Origin of the sequence: Enterococcus sp. FDAARGOS_375, assembly GCF_002393265.1 — a bacterium.
Classification (GTDB): Bacteria; Bacillota; Bacilli; order Lactobacillales; family Enterococcaceae; genus Enterococcus_D; species Enterococcus_D innesii.
Map to the genome: position 1 here is coordinate 681,980 of NZ_CP023515.1, position 14,882 is coordinate 696,861.

Annotated in this window: 11 protein-coding genes and 1 pseudogene; 1 reads left to right on the plus strand and 11 read right to left on the minus strand. The window is 42.7% G+C overall.

The annotated features are described in order from the left end of the window. Window positions 1–127: 127 nt before the first annotated feature. The 7 genes and pseudogenes from CO692_RS04215 to CO692_RS04245 all read right to left on the minus strand — a co-directional run bounded on the left by CO692_RS04215 (window position 128) and on the right by CO692_RS04245 (window position 8,563). Window positions 128–1,468: a hypothetical protein gene (locus tag CO692_RS04215; RefSeq protein ID WP_096741631.1), complete on the minus strand. Its 1,341-nt coding sequence runs from the start codon at window positions 1,466–1,468 to the stop codon at window positions 128–130. 156 nt (window positions 1,469–1,624) lie between these two features. After that, window positions 1,625–1,966, minus strand: coding sequence for a PTS lactose/cellobiose transporter subunit IIA (locus tag CO692_RS04220; protein ID WP_061053195.1), 342 nt, complete (start codon window positions 1,964–1,966; stop codon window positions 1,625–1,627). Window position 1,967: 1 nt separating this feature from the next. Further along, complete coding sequence (locus CO692_RS04225) at window positions 1,968–2,267, minus strand: PTS sugar transporter subunit IIB (RefSeq protein ID WP_010749922.1); 300 nt, start codon at window positions 2,265–2,267, stop codon at window positions 1,968–1,970. Window positions 2,268–2,295: 28 nt separating this feature from the next. Next, window positions 2,296–3,561, minus strand: a complete 1,266-nt coding sequence (locus CO692_RS04230; RefSeq protein WP_096741632.1) for a PTS sugar transporter subunit IIC — start codon at window positions 3,559–3,561, stop codon at window positions 2,296–2,298. Window positions 3,562–3,576: 15 nt separating this feature from the next. Continuing rightward, window positions 3,577–4,362 carry a tyrosine-protein phosphatase gene (locus CO692_RS04235; RefSeq protein WP_096741633.1) on the minus strand — a complete coding sequence of 262 codons (786 nt, stop codon included), beginning with the start codon at window positions 4,360–4,362 and terminating at the stop codon, window positions 3,577–3,579. A gap of 3 nt (window positions 4,363–4,365) precedes the next feature. Beyond that, window positions 4,366–6,246, minus strand: a complete 1,881-nt coding sequence (locus CO692_RS04240; protein ID WP_096741634.1) for a BglG family transcription antiterminator — start codon at window positions 6,244–6,246, stop codon at window positions 4,366–4,368. 205 nt (window positions 6,247–6,451) lie between these two features. Beyond that, window positions 6,452–8,563: pseudogene (locus tag CO692_RS04245) on the minus strand (glycoside hydrolase family 65 protein). Between the two features lie 175 nt (window positions 8,564–8,738). On the opposite strand from CO692_RS04245, the gene CO692_RS04250 reads away from it, so the two are divergent. After that, window positions 8,739–9,956 (plus strand): amidohydrolase family protein, encoded by a 1,218-nt coding sequence (locus CO692_RS04250; protein ID WP_096741635.1) that lies wholly within the window; start codon window positions 8,739–8,741, stop codon window positions 9,954–9,956. A gap of 81 nt (window positions 9,957–10,037) precedes the next feature. On the opposite strand, the gene CO692_RS04255 is transcribed toward CO692_RS04250, so the two are convergent. The 4 genes from CO692_RS04255 to CO692_RS04270 form a co-directional block, all read right to left on the minus strand. Next, window positions 10,038–10,847 (minus strand): alpha/beta hydrolase, encoded by an 810-nt coding sequence (locus CO692_RS04255; protein ID WP_096741636.1) that lies wholly within the window; start codon window positions 10,845–10,847, stop codon window positions 10,038–10,040. A 10-nt stretch (window positions 10,848–10,857) separates the two neighbouring features. Then, window positions 10,858–12,324, minus strand: coding sequence for an alpha-L-fucosidase (locus CO692_RS04260; RefSeq protein ID WP_096741637.1), 1,467 nt, complete (start codon window positions 12,322–12,324; stop codon window positions 10,858–10,860). Beyond that, complete coding sequence (locus CO692_RS04265) at window positions 12,321–12,977, minus strand: SGNH/GDSL hydrolase family protein (protein WP_096741638.1); 657 nt, start codon at window positions 12,975–12,977, stop codon at window positions 12,321–12,323. Before CO692_RS04265 ends, CO692_RS04260 begins: the two co-directional genes overlap by 4 nt. A 137-nt stretch (window positions 12,978–13,114) precedes the next feature. Beyond that, window positions 13,115–14,863 carry an ABC transporter substrate-binding protein gene (locus CO692_RS04270; protein WP_096741639.1) on the minus strand — a complete coding sequence of 583 codons (1,749 nt, stop codon included), beginning with the start codon at window positions 14,861–14,863 and terminating at the stop codon, window positions 13,115–13,117. Between the last annotated feature and the right edge of the window lie 19 nt (window positions 14,864–14,882).

Genomic DNA, 14,882 nt, shown 5'->3' on the forward strand with positions numbered 1-14,882 from the left:
CTATTCGAAAATAGTGCAATAAAATTCACTATCATAAAGGAAGATAAAACGATAAATGTTCGGTTTTTATGCGATTTCAAAAAAAGCAGCCACTGTCTTGAATCAAGATAGTGACTGCTAAAGACGCTTATTCTTTTGTTTTCTTTGATTGTCGGCGAAATACCACCAGTCCGCCTACTAGCAAACAGAGTACTCCTGCAATCGAGCCCCATTTTGCTGGCTCTAAAAAGCTTTGGATCCTTGAGGTTTGATTCGTTGCCGTCGTTCCTGATAGCTGAAACAAGAACGCCAGCGGCTGATGTTCAAAACGAAGAATGACAAATAGGAGTGTCATCAAAAGAAATTGATGTACCAGACTCCCTTTGCTTTGTGTGGCATACTTGGCTAAGCTTTGCTGTTCAATTGCTTCCGGTTTTGCCGCCAAATACTGTTTCGTGAGCCATTGATTCAATCCCGCATTAAAGAAACTAATGACAAATAAACTTATTGGGATCAAAAGATCGCTGCTAAATAGAAGAACACCAACCATCAATCCAAGCAAATACGCCGGTACTAACTGTTTTTCTAGCAAGCGTGCGAGTTTTCCTCCGAGAAACATTGCGCCAAAAAGGCCCAGTGCGTAAGGCAAGTAAACGTGAGTACTGAGCGCTTGTGCCCCAAATCGACCGGTAACATAGACCGAGCCGAAAAGAAAAAGAAAGTTACCGATCACTCCCCGAATAAAGGTGAGGATGTTCAAGTGAAGCGGCTGTCTCCACGACTTACTGCGTTTCGTTAAAGTGATCAGCAGCAAAGCAAAGAGAAACAAGAAACCAGTGATCGCCCACTCAAAGAGGGCATTCGACTTGATCAGCCTGGCTGCTCGCAAGCCAAACAGTAAGAGAAAGAAAAAGAAATACAACAAAAATTGCTTGTTGAATAACTGGTTGCGCTGCATCAGCGGTCTTTTCGGTAGGTTTTTGAATGTTTGACTACTCTTAGCCGCCAGCGCAAAGAGTGCAAGATAACTGCCAAATAGACCAATGACTTGAAGGTCATCAGGCAACCGTAAGGCAAACAATAAAACGAAAAGAAAGAAAAGCGCCTCCTTCCAATCATTTTTCAGCGGCTGTTCAGTGAGCTTGGCTTTTTGGCGTACCATCAGGTCAGCTGGCGGCAACCAAGAAGCACTGATCCCCAACAAACCAGCAGCTGGCAAGAGTGCAGCGCTCCACCAAGTGCTCAAGATACCTACCAATGCGCCGGCGCCGCCGATCAAGACACTAGCTGCTAAGAGCGATGGTGCGAAAAGCGCCGTTAGCGTCTGTAAGAAAAAGACCCCTGTCATGCGAAAGGTATAAAAGAGCGCAAAGGCTAATGCTGCACTTAGCGACTGCTCTTTGCTCAAAGATAAGAAATAAAGATACGGGATGATCGTGATCGTATTGCTGATGATCAAAAGTGCGGTATGGGATTTTAAAACTTTCATCGTCCGACTCCTTGCCTTGATTTAAAGTTCCATCTTTCTTCTATCCTACACTTTCAAGCAATCCTGTCAACTTGCGTGCCAAATTTAAGCAAAAAGAAACCAAGTGTGTTGTCAAAAGACTGACACTTCGTTTCTTTTTCTTATTGCGATTTTCGGTTAGGAGCCAGTAGACTGAATCGTTTGCTTAATTGCCTGAATTTCTTCATACAACCCTTGAAACTCTTTTGCAAGCTCACTCATGATGTCTGCGCTCATCAAAAGATCTTCCGCATGACTTAATAGTAAGGACATCCAAACTTTGTCCCCTTGTGCTTCTTGTTGAACTAACTTCCGATGTGCCAAATGGGCTTCATGATAGTGTTCTTTTCCTTTTTCGATTGCTTGCAGTGCAGCCAGATTCTGGGCTTCTCTTCCTTTTTGAATACTTTCAAAAAAGCAACTTCTTGCCATACCCGCTTGCGAGATAATCTGAAAACAAATTTGTTCTTTTTCTTCCATTCTACTCTCCTATTAGTTCAAGTGCTTGTTCCAATGCTTTTTTTCCATCCATCATGCCATAGGTGCGCATGTCGATACTGGCTGCTGGACAAGCAACTAAACCTTGGACTTCATTTAATCGGTATGAAACTTGCGGTCCTAACAGTACGCAATCAGCATCTTTTGCTGCAGTCGTGACCGATTCAATAGAGAACGCATCGATCGCCACCGTTTCTCCTTTTTCTTGCGCTGCTTTTTTCATATTATTTACTAAGACGCCAGTAGACATGCCGCCAGCGCAAACTAATACTATTTTTTTCATCATTGTTCCTCCATTTTCTCGTTATTTGTTACTCAACGACTGCCGCTTGGGTTTGCAGATTCTTTTCTTCAGCGAGTGCTGCTTTGTCTTGCAGACGCATAAAAGGGATGTAGATGACGACACATAAGACAAATTGAATCAATTGTGCAATGATCCCTTGCCAGCCATTCACTAAGAAGCCACCGAAAATAATCGGAAATCCAGTTGGGATATTGACTCCATTGTGATAAGGCAAAAAGCCGACAATTGTTAAGAGATATGCTGACAACACGGAAACAGCCGGTGTTAACATCAAGGGAAGCAGCATTCTGATATTCATCACCTGAGGAATCCCAAATTTGATTGGCTCAGAAATACCAAACATGGAAGGGATTAAACCAATTTTACCAACAGCTTTTAGCTGCTCTGATTTGCAACCAAAAATAGCCAATAAAGCGACTGCAAATGAACGAGCCCCGCGATTGTTCAAAATAAACCCAATCGTAAACAAATGTGGTAATGCTTGGCCGGCACTGTACGCCGCCAGATTATCAAGCCCTGGTTGGTAAAAGACCAACATCAAGATCGGATAAACAGCCAACACTCCGTGAATGCCAAAGAACCAAAGAAATTCGATAAACGCCACAATGATCATACAAGCAAAAATATTCGCTCCTAGCAAGGTCAATGGAGCTTGTACCCAAGTATAGATCATATCTGTCAGCGTGCCGTAAGGCGTTGCCGCCATGCCCACGTAAATGATGCCCATAATGGCGGAAACAATAATTGCTGGCACGATCGCTGCAAAGGATTTGTTGACGATCGGCGGTACCGAATCCGGCATTTTGATCATCAAATTCTTCTGTACACATAAAATGTAAATTCTGGCACCCAACAATCCGCCAAACATGGCGACAAACATCCCACCGGAACCAAGGGTCGACAACTCCATCGTACGGGTTTCTTCTAAAGTCGAAATCGGACTCAAGATCAAAAATGATACCAAACTCATGATACCGGCATTTAGTTGATCCGCATTTAAATGCTCGGCTAATTTATAGCCAACTAGAAAGGCGACATAAACGGAAACGACATCGATCGTCATCGCGTTGACTTGGGTTAATAATGCTTTCAAACCAATTTGTTCCATTATCTGTTGCGTTGCCCCGATGTCGATCGCATTGATCAAGGAAGCAATGGAACTGATCATCATGACGGGCATTAAGCCCATCATTGCATTGGCAATGGCTTTCATATAAATATTGTTTTGTACTTGAACGGCTGCAGCTAGTATTTTATCTTTCAGTGTATTCATAAGGTCCTCCTTCACTTAATCCCGCAAGTATTTATCTTTAAGCAGCTGGATTTTCTGCTGTGAAAAACCCAGTTCTTCTTTTACATACGTTTCAATCCCCCCATGAGCCTCAATCAAATCCAAAGCGGTTTGTAAAAAACACCGATCAGCTTCTTTGAAGTATCGCATTGCTGCCACAAAATCGGGGTTGTTCGTTTCTTCTTGTATCAGCTTGAGACTCTTGGTATTTTTCTCACTTTTGTACTCGTTGGTCAGCAGGTAATCTTCCATGACCTCTTCATAACTGACACCCAACAGTAACTGAATCAGGGCAACCCCATACCCGGTGCGGTCTTTGCCACCACGGCAGTGCTGAACCACTGCACCTTCAGCTTCCAAATGAATGTCCAATACTTCTTTAAAAACGGTCTTGCATTGACTGTTTTCAACAAATTCATAATTTTGCCGAATCATCAATTCTTTTGCAACTTCGGCGGTGATTTTTTCTGAAGAAAGCGCCATTGGCTCCCCTTCTTCTGAAGAAGCTAAAGCAGCAATATCAGCAATTGGCGTCAAATAAAGGATCTGAGCATTCCCAATAGGTTTGTCTTCATTGTCTGCTCTTTCTTGGGCATTGCGGTAGTCAATAATTTTCTCAATTCCCAGAGCTGCTAATTTTTTCTGATCGGCTTCTGTCAATTTGCTCAATTCGTCTGAGCGGTATAGTTTTCCAGTCACTACGTATTTGCCCTCTTTGGTCCGATAGCCGCCAAAATCGCGAAAATTATACGCACCTTCTAAGGTTACTTTTTCATTTGTCATATACTACTCCTTTAAATAATTAATGAACGTCATAAAGTCCGTTGTCGCAGCTAGCTTGTTTACTTTATCCAACGAAGAACATTGTTTGATCAAATGATCATTCAGCGGTTTCACTTTTAAGTGATCTTGTTCAGCAATCACTAATAAGAAAACGAGACGAACCGTCTGTTTGTACCAGAACACTGGCTTTTTCAAGTTTGCAACGGCAATCACCGTTTCTGCACCAATCAGCGCATTGGGATGAGGGAAAGCGACTGACGGTAAGAAATCGGTTCCAAAAAAGGCTTCTCGTTCAAAAACCAACGTTTCAAAATTCTCAGGCATTGAATACTGTTCTTTGATTTGTTGGCATAAAAAATGCAACACCGCTTCTTTTGTTTCAAATTCTTGTTCACAGATGAATAACGATTCCTTAAAGTAGTTCAAAAGCACTTCTTCTGTGAAGACAGCGGCCAATGCGGCTTCGATCTTTTTGATCATATCCGGTTGCATAAAATAATCAACATTCATAACAGGAATCGTTCCTTCGTAAGGAAGTGGAATCGAAGAAAAGATAAAATCGAACTCCTGCTCTTCGATCATTTGCAAAAATTCATATTGATTGCATACCGTGACTTTCTTGATATAATTGCGAAAATAAAACTCAAATTTCTCTTTAAGGAAGGTATTGGTCGCTCGGCCGAGGTCATTGACCACTAAAATATATTTGCGCTGTGTTTGCGAATCTTTCTTATTTAAAGCCACATCAAAGTGCATCGCCAAATAGCTGAGTTCATGATCACTGATGGTCTTTTCAAATTGCTTTGCAATGACTTGACCGGCAATGATGGCTAAATCATAAGCGACATTACAGTGTACCTTCACCTCATTCAACAAAGGATTTTTCAGCTCGATCCCCAATTCGATCCGATCGATCAGCGGAGCAAAGTGCAACATCAACATCGTATGCAGATCCAAGTCTTTACTGAAATCGATTTGGCGGCTTTCCTTGATCGCTTTTAAAATTTTGCTGACCAATTCTGCTGCTTCATCTGAAACAGTCATCTTTTCATTTCTAGGGACTACTCGTTTGCCAACGATTTGCCCTAAAACATAATTTCGCTCGTATTCGGTAAAATGTACAGCACACTCTTTTTCAATTCTGGCGATGATTCGCTCTCCTAGTAATGTCTGTTCATCATTGGTTCTGCCGCTGATCGGTAGGTTTCGATCTAAGTAGCGGCCGCTTTGCATGCGTAAGACAGCGATTGCTAAATGATTCACCAGATTGTTCAAAATAGCCTCCGACATGGGGTAGGCTTTTTGCGAAAACTCCGACGAAACGATCGCTTTTATCTGCTGGTGAAGAAGCGACGGTGTATCTTCGCTGATTGTGCCCTCTTCTAACTGCTTGATATGGGTTCTTTGCAAATAATTACTAGCCATAAACCGTCTCAAGTCAAATTCGCTACCGCTAAGTTTCATTCCGTAATACGGCTTCGTTTGAATGGAGAGCTGGTAATGGCTTAGTATCCGTCGCAGCTTTTTCAATTCTTGAGATAGCTTGCTTTGAGAAATGAATAAGCGTTCGCAAAGCATTTCGGACTTAATATACGTTTCTTCTTGAATAAAGAATTCAATAATTCTAGAAACAAAGTCGTCATTGTGGGACGCTTGTTCTTTCCTTCGCTGAAAAGCTTCTTCGTTCGTTATTTGTAAATACAACCCACTCCCTTTTTTCGCTTGAATCATACAACCGTATCGTTCTTGATGCTGGTTAATTTCTTCTGCATAACGGCGAACGGTTTTCCTGCTAACACCCAACTCGGTAGCAGCCGCTTTACTCGTCATAAAACCGTCATGCTCCGAAAGTGTTCTTAACAACAATAGGCTTAATTTTTCCATCTCTCTCTCCCTCGATTACTAGTTTAGAGTCAAACCCAAACAACCTCCATAGGTATATCTTCCCTTTCATTAAGGGAAATTTCTACAAGAAGTTTTATGAAATAAGTCAAAAAAAAAAACGCCGCAAGCGAAAATCCTTGCGACGGGACTGGTTCTATTTAATGGAACAAGCTTCTTATAACTAAACAGCGATAGTCAAGGTGTATTACTGGATCCAAAGTCCATGCTTCTCTTTGACAATGTGCAGCTTGCTGTCAGGCAGCAGCCAGCATTCGATTTCTCCTCCTTGAAGCTTCACTTTGATTGCTTCTTGCTGATAAGTGATCGTAAACGTCAATGATTCGATTTTCTGCGGCAAATGATTCGCCAGATGAAGTCCGCGATCATAGGTCAGACCAGCAAAACCATAAATCAAACTCAACCAGCTGCCACCCATATTGGCTGCATGAACACCATCTACAACATTCTTTTGCAAATCGTTGAGATCCATCAGTGCAGTATCCATGAAGTAGCGATACGCTTTTTCAGTGTCGCCGATTCGGCTAGCCATCACACTAAAGATGGAACGAGACAACGAGGAGTCATGGGTCGTCACCTGCTCGTAATAGTCATAGTCTCTTGTTAATTGATCTGCTGAAAATTCATGGGTAAACAGCATCTCTGCTAAAACCGTATCTGCTTGCTTGCATACTTGATACTTATAAATAATCATTGGATGATAATGAAGCAGAAGCGGATAATTCTCAGATGGTGTTTCCTCAAATGGCCACAGCGCTTGATCTAAGAACGAATCATCTTGTTTCGTTAACTGCCGCTCTTCGTCATAGCCGAAGTACATCAAGTCAGCCGCTTTTTCCCAATCAGCAATCATTTCTTGATAGACATTGTAGCGTTTTGCCAGTTCGACCGCATAGCGTAAGTTATTTTGTACCATTTTGTTTGTATAAAAATTGTTGTTTACCAAAGCGCTGTATTCGTCTGGTCCTGTCACTCCATGAATACAAAATCGCTCTTGTCCTTCTTTTATAGCAAACGTACCATAATGAAACCAGAATTTCGCTGTTTCAAAAACGACTTCTTGACCAATTTCTTCAATAAAGGTTTGATCACCCGTGATACGTTCATATAATTGAAAGCCATACACGATATCGGCATTGATATGCAGCTGTGCTGTACCTGCTGGATAATAGGCACTCGTTTCATTACCGTCAATCGTGCGCCAAGCAAACAAGGCCCCTGCTTGATTCAATTCTTGTGCTCGTTTTTTGGCTTGCGGCAAAATACTTGCACGATAGGAAAGCAAGCTTTTGGCTATCTCGGGGTTCGTATAAATGAAGAACGGCAGCAGATACATTTCTGTATCCCAAAAATAATGGCCTTCATATCCTTCACCCGTCAGCCCTTTTGCGGCAAAATTCGTTTTCCCATCACGCCCTGCACCTTGGTTCAAATGAAACAAATTGAAACGGATCCCTTTTTGCAAATAGTCATCCCCCACGATTTGAATATCGCTGGCTTGCCAGAAAGATTGATAGTAATCCGCTTGTTCTTTTAATAAGACAGAAAACTCGTCGACTCTCTGCTCAAATGGTGTCTCACCAATAATTTGCAGCAATTTGACCTGAAAAATCGAAGTTGACGGTTCTCCAACTGTCAAATACTGCTTTTCTTGATGCAGCCGAATAGCGATTTGCTTTTAACTATTTGGTGCTGTCCATACTTGATATGCGCCCATTTGTTCTTTTTCCAATTGATGATTCTTACTGGCAACTCGAGGATCATCTGTTTTATTGACAGAGAATTGCTGATTTAATGTGTGGGATAGTTCGATCGGTTCTGAAAAATCGGCTGTTATCACTTCATAGCGGCAAACATAGAGTTCACTACGCGTCATTGATGCAAACGAAGTTAACCCCAACACAAAAGACTTTCCGGTCGGAGTAGTGATCCGATAACTTTCCGTCAGAATCCCGTCAGCTAATTCAAGACTCATTTGCGTTCGTTCGACTTGCCATTCCTCAACCGAAGAATCCTCCTCGCCGATTTTCAAAATAACTCCACGCAAGTTTGGCAATTTGCAAATCGTTTGATGTTCTTTTGCATACCCATAAGCCCATTCGCCATACTGAATCGGCTCGCTGTCAAAAAAGCCGTTGACAAACGCCCCAGGATTTCCTGGATACAGTTGATTGACCTTCAAAGGATGCCCTGCACGGACGCCGATTTGCCCATTTCCTACAGCGAACAATGTTTCTAGATACTCCATTTTCTGATGGGACAGCTCATCAGCTGTCAATAGAAAGTCGTTTTTCTTCATCCTTTATCCTCCAAGTCTTTTGGTTTATTCCTCGTTATCTTCACTTAGTTTCTATCCTACACTTCTAGCCAATGATTGCAAGGCTCAGCTCTTAGTCCTTTTGCCACAAGCATCTCTTTAGAGCCGAGCAGCGAATGTATGATACCATGAAGCAAACACGAAAGAAGGCGATTTCTTGGATTTATGGCTTACAAATTTACAACTTGAGACGAGTTATTTAAAAGAAGGCGATTGGTCTTATGGAACCAAAACAGAAAATACAGCAATCGGGATCAATGATGGAAAAATAGCGGAGATCGTGCCGTTGACCGAATGGCAGGCATCAAGCGAAGCGACGATCATTGATGGGGGAAATCAGTTATTGTTGCCAGGATTGATCGAAAAACATTGTCATTTGGACAAAAGTAAATTAGGTACTCCTTGGCGTCCAGTAACGCCGGCAGCTAGCTTGGTGGAACGATTTGAAACTGAGATTCCCCAATTAGATGCCTTGCCGTTATCGATCAAAGAACGCGGACAAGCGCTGATTGATTTAGAACTACCTCACGGTGCGGTGATGTTCCGCTCACATATCGATATTGAACCAATGACTCAGCTGCGCTATTTTGATGCGATTACCGAATTAGTCGCCGAACAACCTTTTGGCTCGGAGTTGGTCTTATTCCCACAACATGGCTTATTGCGCTCAAATGCAGCTTCTTTGATTGAAGAAGCCTTAGCAACGGGCAAAGCTTCTTATATTGGCGGTGTTGATCCTTATACACTCGATCAAGATTATAAAACTTCCTTACGAACAACTTTTGAACTTGCTCAAAAAGGACATGTCGGGATTGACCTCCATCTTCATGATCGGCAAGAAGCTGGCAGAGCGACCGTTAAAGAAATGATTCGTTTGACAAAGGAATTCAATATGCAAGGAAAAGTGGCGATCAGTCACGCCTTTGGTCTAAATGACTTTGAGGGAGCAGAACGCAAAGAAATCTTTCAAGCCTTAGCAGACTTAGAGATCCATATCATTTCAAGTATTCCCATCAGCCCAGGAACGATCCCGCCGCTGAAGGAATTGCAAAGCTATGGCGTGGCTGTTCATATCGGTTGCGACAATGTCTATGATTCTTGGTCTTCTCTTGGCGACGGTTCTTTACAAGAAAAGCTGGCGCGCTATTTAGAGATTTTTGCCGTCAAAAGTCAGGAAGACTTGACGCAAGCCCTAGGTCTGGTTACTGATGGCAAAGTGCCATTAGATAAAAACGGTGCGCAGCAATGGCCTAAGGTTGGTGATTCGGCTGATTTCTTACTGACACCAGCTGCTTGTACGGCAGAATTCGTTGCCCGCAAAGGCTTCGTCAGCAAAAGTTTTTATCGAGGAACGGTTGTCTTTTCAGCTGAATAAACTATCTGATAGCAACAAAAGAAAAGCCATTGTCTGAACTCAACAGACAATGGCTTATTTCTTTCGATCATTAAACGTTTCTCAAAAATTCCATTTTACCCAATCAGCAAATAATTCTGGCCAACGGACAACCGACGCTTCGATCCCGTGTTGATCGCTGTTGGCGGTTTCTGGCGTTCCTAAACTTAACCCGTGACCGCCCCGAGGGAAAATGTGTAGCTCATAAGGTATATTAAATTTGCGCAGCTGTTCGGCAAAAAGGAGGCTGTTTTCCGCCAAGACTAATCCATCTTCTAACGTATGCCAAAGAAACGTTGGTGGTGTCTGTTCATTGACTAAAGTCTCCAAAGACAAGGCGGCTTTTTCTGTTTCGTAACGATCTGCTAATAATGAACGGAAGGAATCTTGGTGCCCAAGTTCACCACTAGATAAGACCGGATAACTCAACAGTAACCCGTTAGGTCGCCATTCTTCATTGGCTCCTTGTAAAGCCTCTGCTAGAAAAGGTTGCTGCCAAGACACACCCAGATTAGCAGCTAAGTGACCACCAGCTGAAAAACCGGCAACAATGATTTTTTCAGGATCGACGTGCCAGACCTCATGATTGGTGCGCACAAGACGAACGGCAGCCGCCAATTCCTTTAAGGCTAACGGATAGACAGCCGGTTTGATACTATAATGCAACACAAAGGCTTGGAAACCAAAGCTCATCATTTTGATGGCGATGGGTTCCGCTTCGCGATCAGACAACATTTCATAGCCGCCGCCAGGACAGACGATGACCGCTGGTCGAACACGATCTGGTTCCATTTCAGGAGAATTTTCCATGACATACGTGGTTAAACTGGCTTGGCTTTCTGGTAAAAGTGCGGTTCTTTTTTCATGTATCACGGATTGCGCCTCATTTCATTGTAATTTTATAGACAATTGGTTGGTCGGTTTCAATTGGTTCAAAAGTTAGTTGCAAGCCTTCATCGGTCACTTGCCAATCAATAGGCTGTTCTTCGTGTCCTAGAATCGTCACGTTTTGGATGATGCCGTGAAATTCTGGCAAATTTTGATCTTTAGACTGGGCCAGTGCTTGAATCCTTGCGTGTCCATTCTCAGGACTTGCCATGCCAATAGCATACAACGAATCCCCCTGAACCGTAAAGCGGAAATCCTGGCTCGTGTATGTCGTCGCCTGTGCCTCTTGAAATTGGCCTGAGACAACGGTCGTGGGTCCTTCCCCAGCTTTGCGCCATGGTTTCGCTTCATAAATGGCTTCACCGTTTACATCCAACCACGCACCGATTTCTTTTAAGATCGTTTGATCTTTTTCTGGGATCGAACCATCCCCTTTCGGCCCGATATTCAAAAGGAGATTGCCGTTTTTACTGACGACTTCGATCAAATCCTGTAAAATCTCACGCGTTGTTTTGTAATCCAACGTTGTGGTATAGCACCATGAATTACGAGCGATTGCTGTATCTGTTTGCCAGTAAAAAGGTTGTGGTTCGGCAAATTTTCCCCGTTCGATCTCCACAATACCACTACCAAACATCATGGCATCATGTTTGTAACAGATACCAACTTTTTTGCCCCATTCAGCCCCACGATTGTAATAGTAAGCAGCGAAAAGTTGCAAGTGCTCCTTGAAGGCTTCGTGTTGGATCCACCAATCAAAATACAGCAGCTCTGGTTGATAGTTGTCGACGAGTTCACAAGTTCGCAACAGCCAATCATCTAAAAACTCTTTTGAGGGATATGGCTCGCTATACAAATCTTGATTATCAGGTTCTGGCATAGCAGGCCAATAAAAGTCGCCTTTTTCTAACGGTTCCTTGATGTCGCTGTCGAATTCCTTACCGTGTCCCATAAAAAACCAATGTTCGGCGCGATGAGATGAGGTACAAAAATGCAGGTCTTGTTCCTCAGCTGCTTCTTTTAATTTCCCAAGAATATCTTTTTTCGGTCCCATAACTGTTGCATTCCATTCAGACAGCTCGCTTTTATACATCTGAAACCCATCGTGATGTTCTGCAACGGGAAAAAGATAATTGGCACCGGCTTGTTTGATCAAGCGAATCCATTCATTTGCATCAAATTTTTCTGCGGTAAACATGGGAATAAAGTCTTTGTAGCCAAAGTTTTTTTGTGGGCCATAGGTTTCAATATGGTGATCGTATTCCGGATGGCCTTTGATGTACATATTTCTGGAGTACCACTCGTTGTTAAATGCAGGAACACTGTACAATCCCCAATGAATGAAGACCCCAAATTTTGCTTTGGGGAACCATTCCGGTAGAACAAAAGCGCCCAATGACTGCCAATTTGGGAAAAAGGGGCCTTGATGCGCGACTTGGCGGATCGTTTCTACTGTGATCATGGTTTTTCCTCCAAAATACCGACTGTTTCCAGCCATGTTTTTGCAATCAACACATGTCCTGCAGTCGACGGATGCACACGATCACTGCTTAAGACATAGGATGACTGATAAAGCAAAAAATCATCAAACTTTTCCTGCGTATCTCCTAAAAGGATACCATACTCTTGCGCTACTTTAGCAAGCACGTGTTGGTAGTTGGTAAGCATTTTTCTTAGTGGATCTTCTTTGTTGGCTTCAACCATAAATGGGGTCAAGAGAATCATTCCCTTGACACTCGGTAATGTCTGAGCGATCAAATCACGCAACTCTGATTCAAATCTTTCAATCCCCACCAGTTCCGTTTGAGCAAATGTGCCATCAAAATGCCGCCACACATCATTTACACCAATCATGATCGTTACCCAATCTGGTTGAAATGCCAATACATCATCATTCCAACGCTTCTTCAAATCGACGACTGTATCTCCACTGATGCCTCGGTTAACGATCATTAATTCCATTTGTGGGAGTAATGCTGTGGTATAGGCGTTGATCAGATGAACATAGCCGTCCCCCCATGACGACCATCCCGCAGGTATCGCTTGATAATTTCGATTACTATCTGTGATCGAATCCCCCATAAAAAGCAGACGATCTTTTTTATCCACTATCATTGTTTTCCTCCTTAAAGAAAGAAGACTGATCCGCTGGTGCTGGATCAATCTTCTTAAGTGATTGCTTAACCAAACGCTGTTTACTCACTTTTGTCAAGGAACCATTGACCAACCATTTTTATGATTCTTTGTTTTGATTAGTCTCCAAATTCTTTCGCTACTTCTACCCGTTTTTCGTTTTGATCTTTCGCATTATTCATGTCAAATTCTAGCACTGTTTGATAGCCTAAGCCGTCTGCTGTTTCTTGCATTTCTTTTAGCAATTGGTCAAATTCTGCTTCATCTTTGGCAAAAACCATTCGCCAAGAGTACTCGATGATCGTCGCTTTGGCTTGATTCCGCAACGTAGAGATCTCTGAACTATCTTCTGGCGCTACATAGCTGGCACCAGGGGCAACTAACAATTGGTCGTTCTCCTCTAAATAGCCAATGGTCGATTCTGCACCACCCATATTTTTTGACCAATCTTCTTTTACAGGATCGGTTGTTTCATTTTGATAGCTTTCCCACATTGTGTAAGCATATGGGAAGCCGGTATCAGGATTGATATCGATCGGTAATACCGTATTGACGTTTAGTGCGGATACACCATCTTTGTAACTTCCGCCACCATATTCTTCTGGCACATCCCCATCGCCATCTAGCAACGCTTGTTTTCCGAACTCAGTTAAGACAGGCTCGCCATCTTTCATTTCCCAAGTTAAGCCTTCAGGGCCACTACTACCGCTTGTTTGAGAAGAATTTGCTAACACGCCTTCTGAAGAGTAGAGCCAGTCAATAAAGGCTGCGATTCGCTCTGGGTCTTCGGCATTTGAACCGATCCCGATAAATTGTTTGCCACCGTAAACTTCCGCACCATAAGAGAAGATTTTTTGGTCTTGAATCGGTGCCAACATAAAGCCTTTTCCTTCATTCAAGTTCGTAGTCGTATTAAAAGCCGCTTGACCTAACCAAGGCCACCATGAGAATAAGACTTGTCCTTCTTGGAATTTGGCAAAAAGTGTATCGTAATTTTGCGTCGTTGATTCTGGATCCACTAAGCCCATTTGATTGGCTTGGAAATAAAACTTAAGTGCGCGAATATATTCAGAATCACTATCGAGAATGCTTTGATAATCAGAACCATCCGCTTTTGCCAAGACAAATCCTAATTCATCGTACCCATAATAGGTGACCAGCTGTTTGCCTGCATTCATCATGTTGCCGTCCCAATCGCTGAATAGAGAAAACCCATAAACTTTTTTCCCAGAATCTGTTGTTGGATTGTCTTCTTGCATTTTTTGAATCACAGGAAGTAGGTCTTCAAGTGTCCCGATTTCTGGATATCCTTGCTCCCCATAAAGATCCCAGCGCACATAAGCACCAAATGTAGGATCTAATCCTTCTGAAGGATCGGTGGCTTTTAAGGTAGAAACAGAAGTTGGAAAGCCATACAGCCCATCGGCATCTTTGTTTAGATTTTGAACAGCCGCATCGAAGCGCTGAACATTTTCCATAGTTTCATAATACTCGCTCGCATCGGTCAACAAACCAGCTTCAACCAATTCGTTGTATTGTTGGCCATTATCAACAATGATCAAATCGCCCAAATCACCTGCTGCCGTCCTCGTTTGATAAAGAGTGTCTCCGTTTCCAGCAACGTTTGGTGCGATGATGTTCAATTCCATATTGAATTTATCTCGCACGATTTTGGCAAACCAACCTTCTTGCATCCCCATATAGTTGGCTAACCCATTATAGACATCGATCGTGATCGTCTCATCGTAACCACTTTCGCTAGAAGCAGCGTCTGTGTCAGATTCAGCCGCTCCTCCACAGCCGGCTAAACTACCTAGCAATGTCATGCCTAACAAACCTGTTGTTACATATTTCGACATTTTTTTCATTTTCTTCCCTCTTTCTTTT

What these genes read in the sequence shown, in the direction of transcription:
- CO692_RS04215 (WP_096741631.1), bottom strand. Translation starts at nt 1,468, where the DNA reads ATGAAAGTTTTAAAATCCCATACCGCACTTTTGATCATCAGCAATACG.
- CO692_RS04260 (WP_096741637.1), bottom strand. Translation starts at nt 12,324, where the DNA reads ATGATCACAGTAGAAACGATCCGCCAAGTCGCGCATCAAGGCCCCTTT.
- CO692_RS04230 (WP_096741632.1), bottom strand. Translation starts at nt 3,561, where the DNA reads ATGAATACACTGAAAGATAAAATACTAGCTGCAGCCGTTCAAGTACAA.
- CO692_RS04225 (WP_010749922.1), bottom strand. Translation starts at nt 2,267, where the DNA reads ATGAAAAAAATAGTATTAGTTTGCGCTGGCGGCATGTCTACTGGCGTC.
- CO692_RS04270 (WP_096741639.1), bottom strand. Translation starts at nt 14,863, where the DNA reads ATGAAAAAAATGTCGAAATATGTAACAACAGGTTTGTTAGGCATGACA.
- CO692_RS04240 (WP_096741634.1), bottom strand. Translation starts at nt 6,246, where the DNA reads ATGGAAAAATTAAGCCTATTGTTGTTAAGAACACTTTCGGAGCATGAC.
- CO692_RS04235 (WP_096741633.1), bottom strand. Translation starts at nt 4,362, where the DNA reads ATGACAAATGAAAAAGTAACCTTAGAAGGTGCGTATAATTTTCGCGAT.
- CO692_RS04220 (WP_061053195.1), bottom strand. Translation starts at nt 1,966, where the DNA reads ATGGAAGAAAAAGAACAAATTTGTTTTCAGATTATCTCGCAAGCGGGT.
- CO692_RS04265 (WP_096741638.1), bottom strand. Translation starts at nt 12,977, where the DNA reads ATGATAGTGGATAAAAAAGATCGTCTGCTTTTTATGGGGGATTCGATC.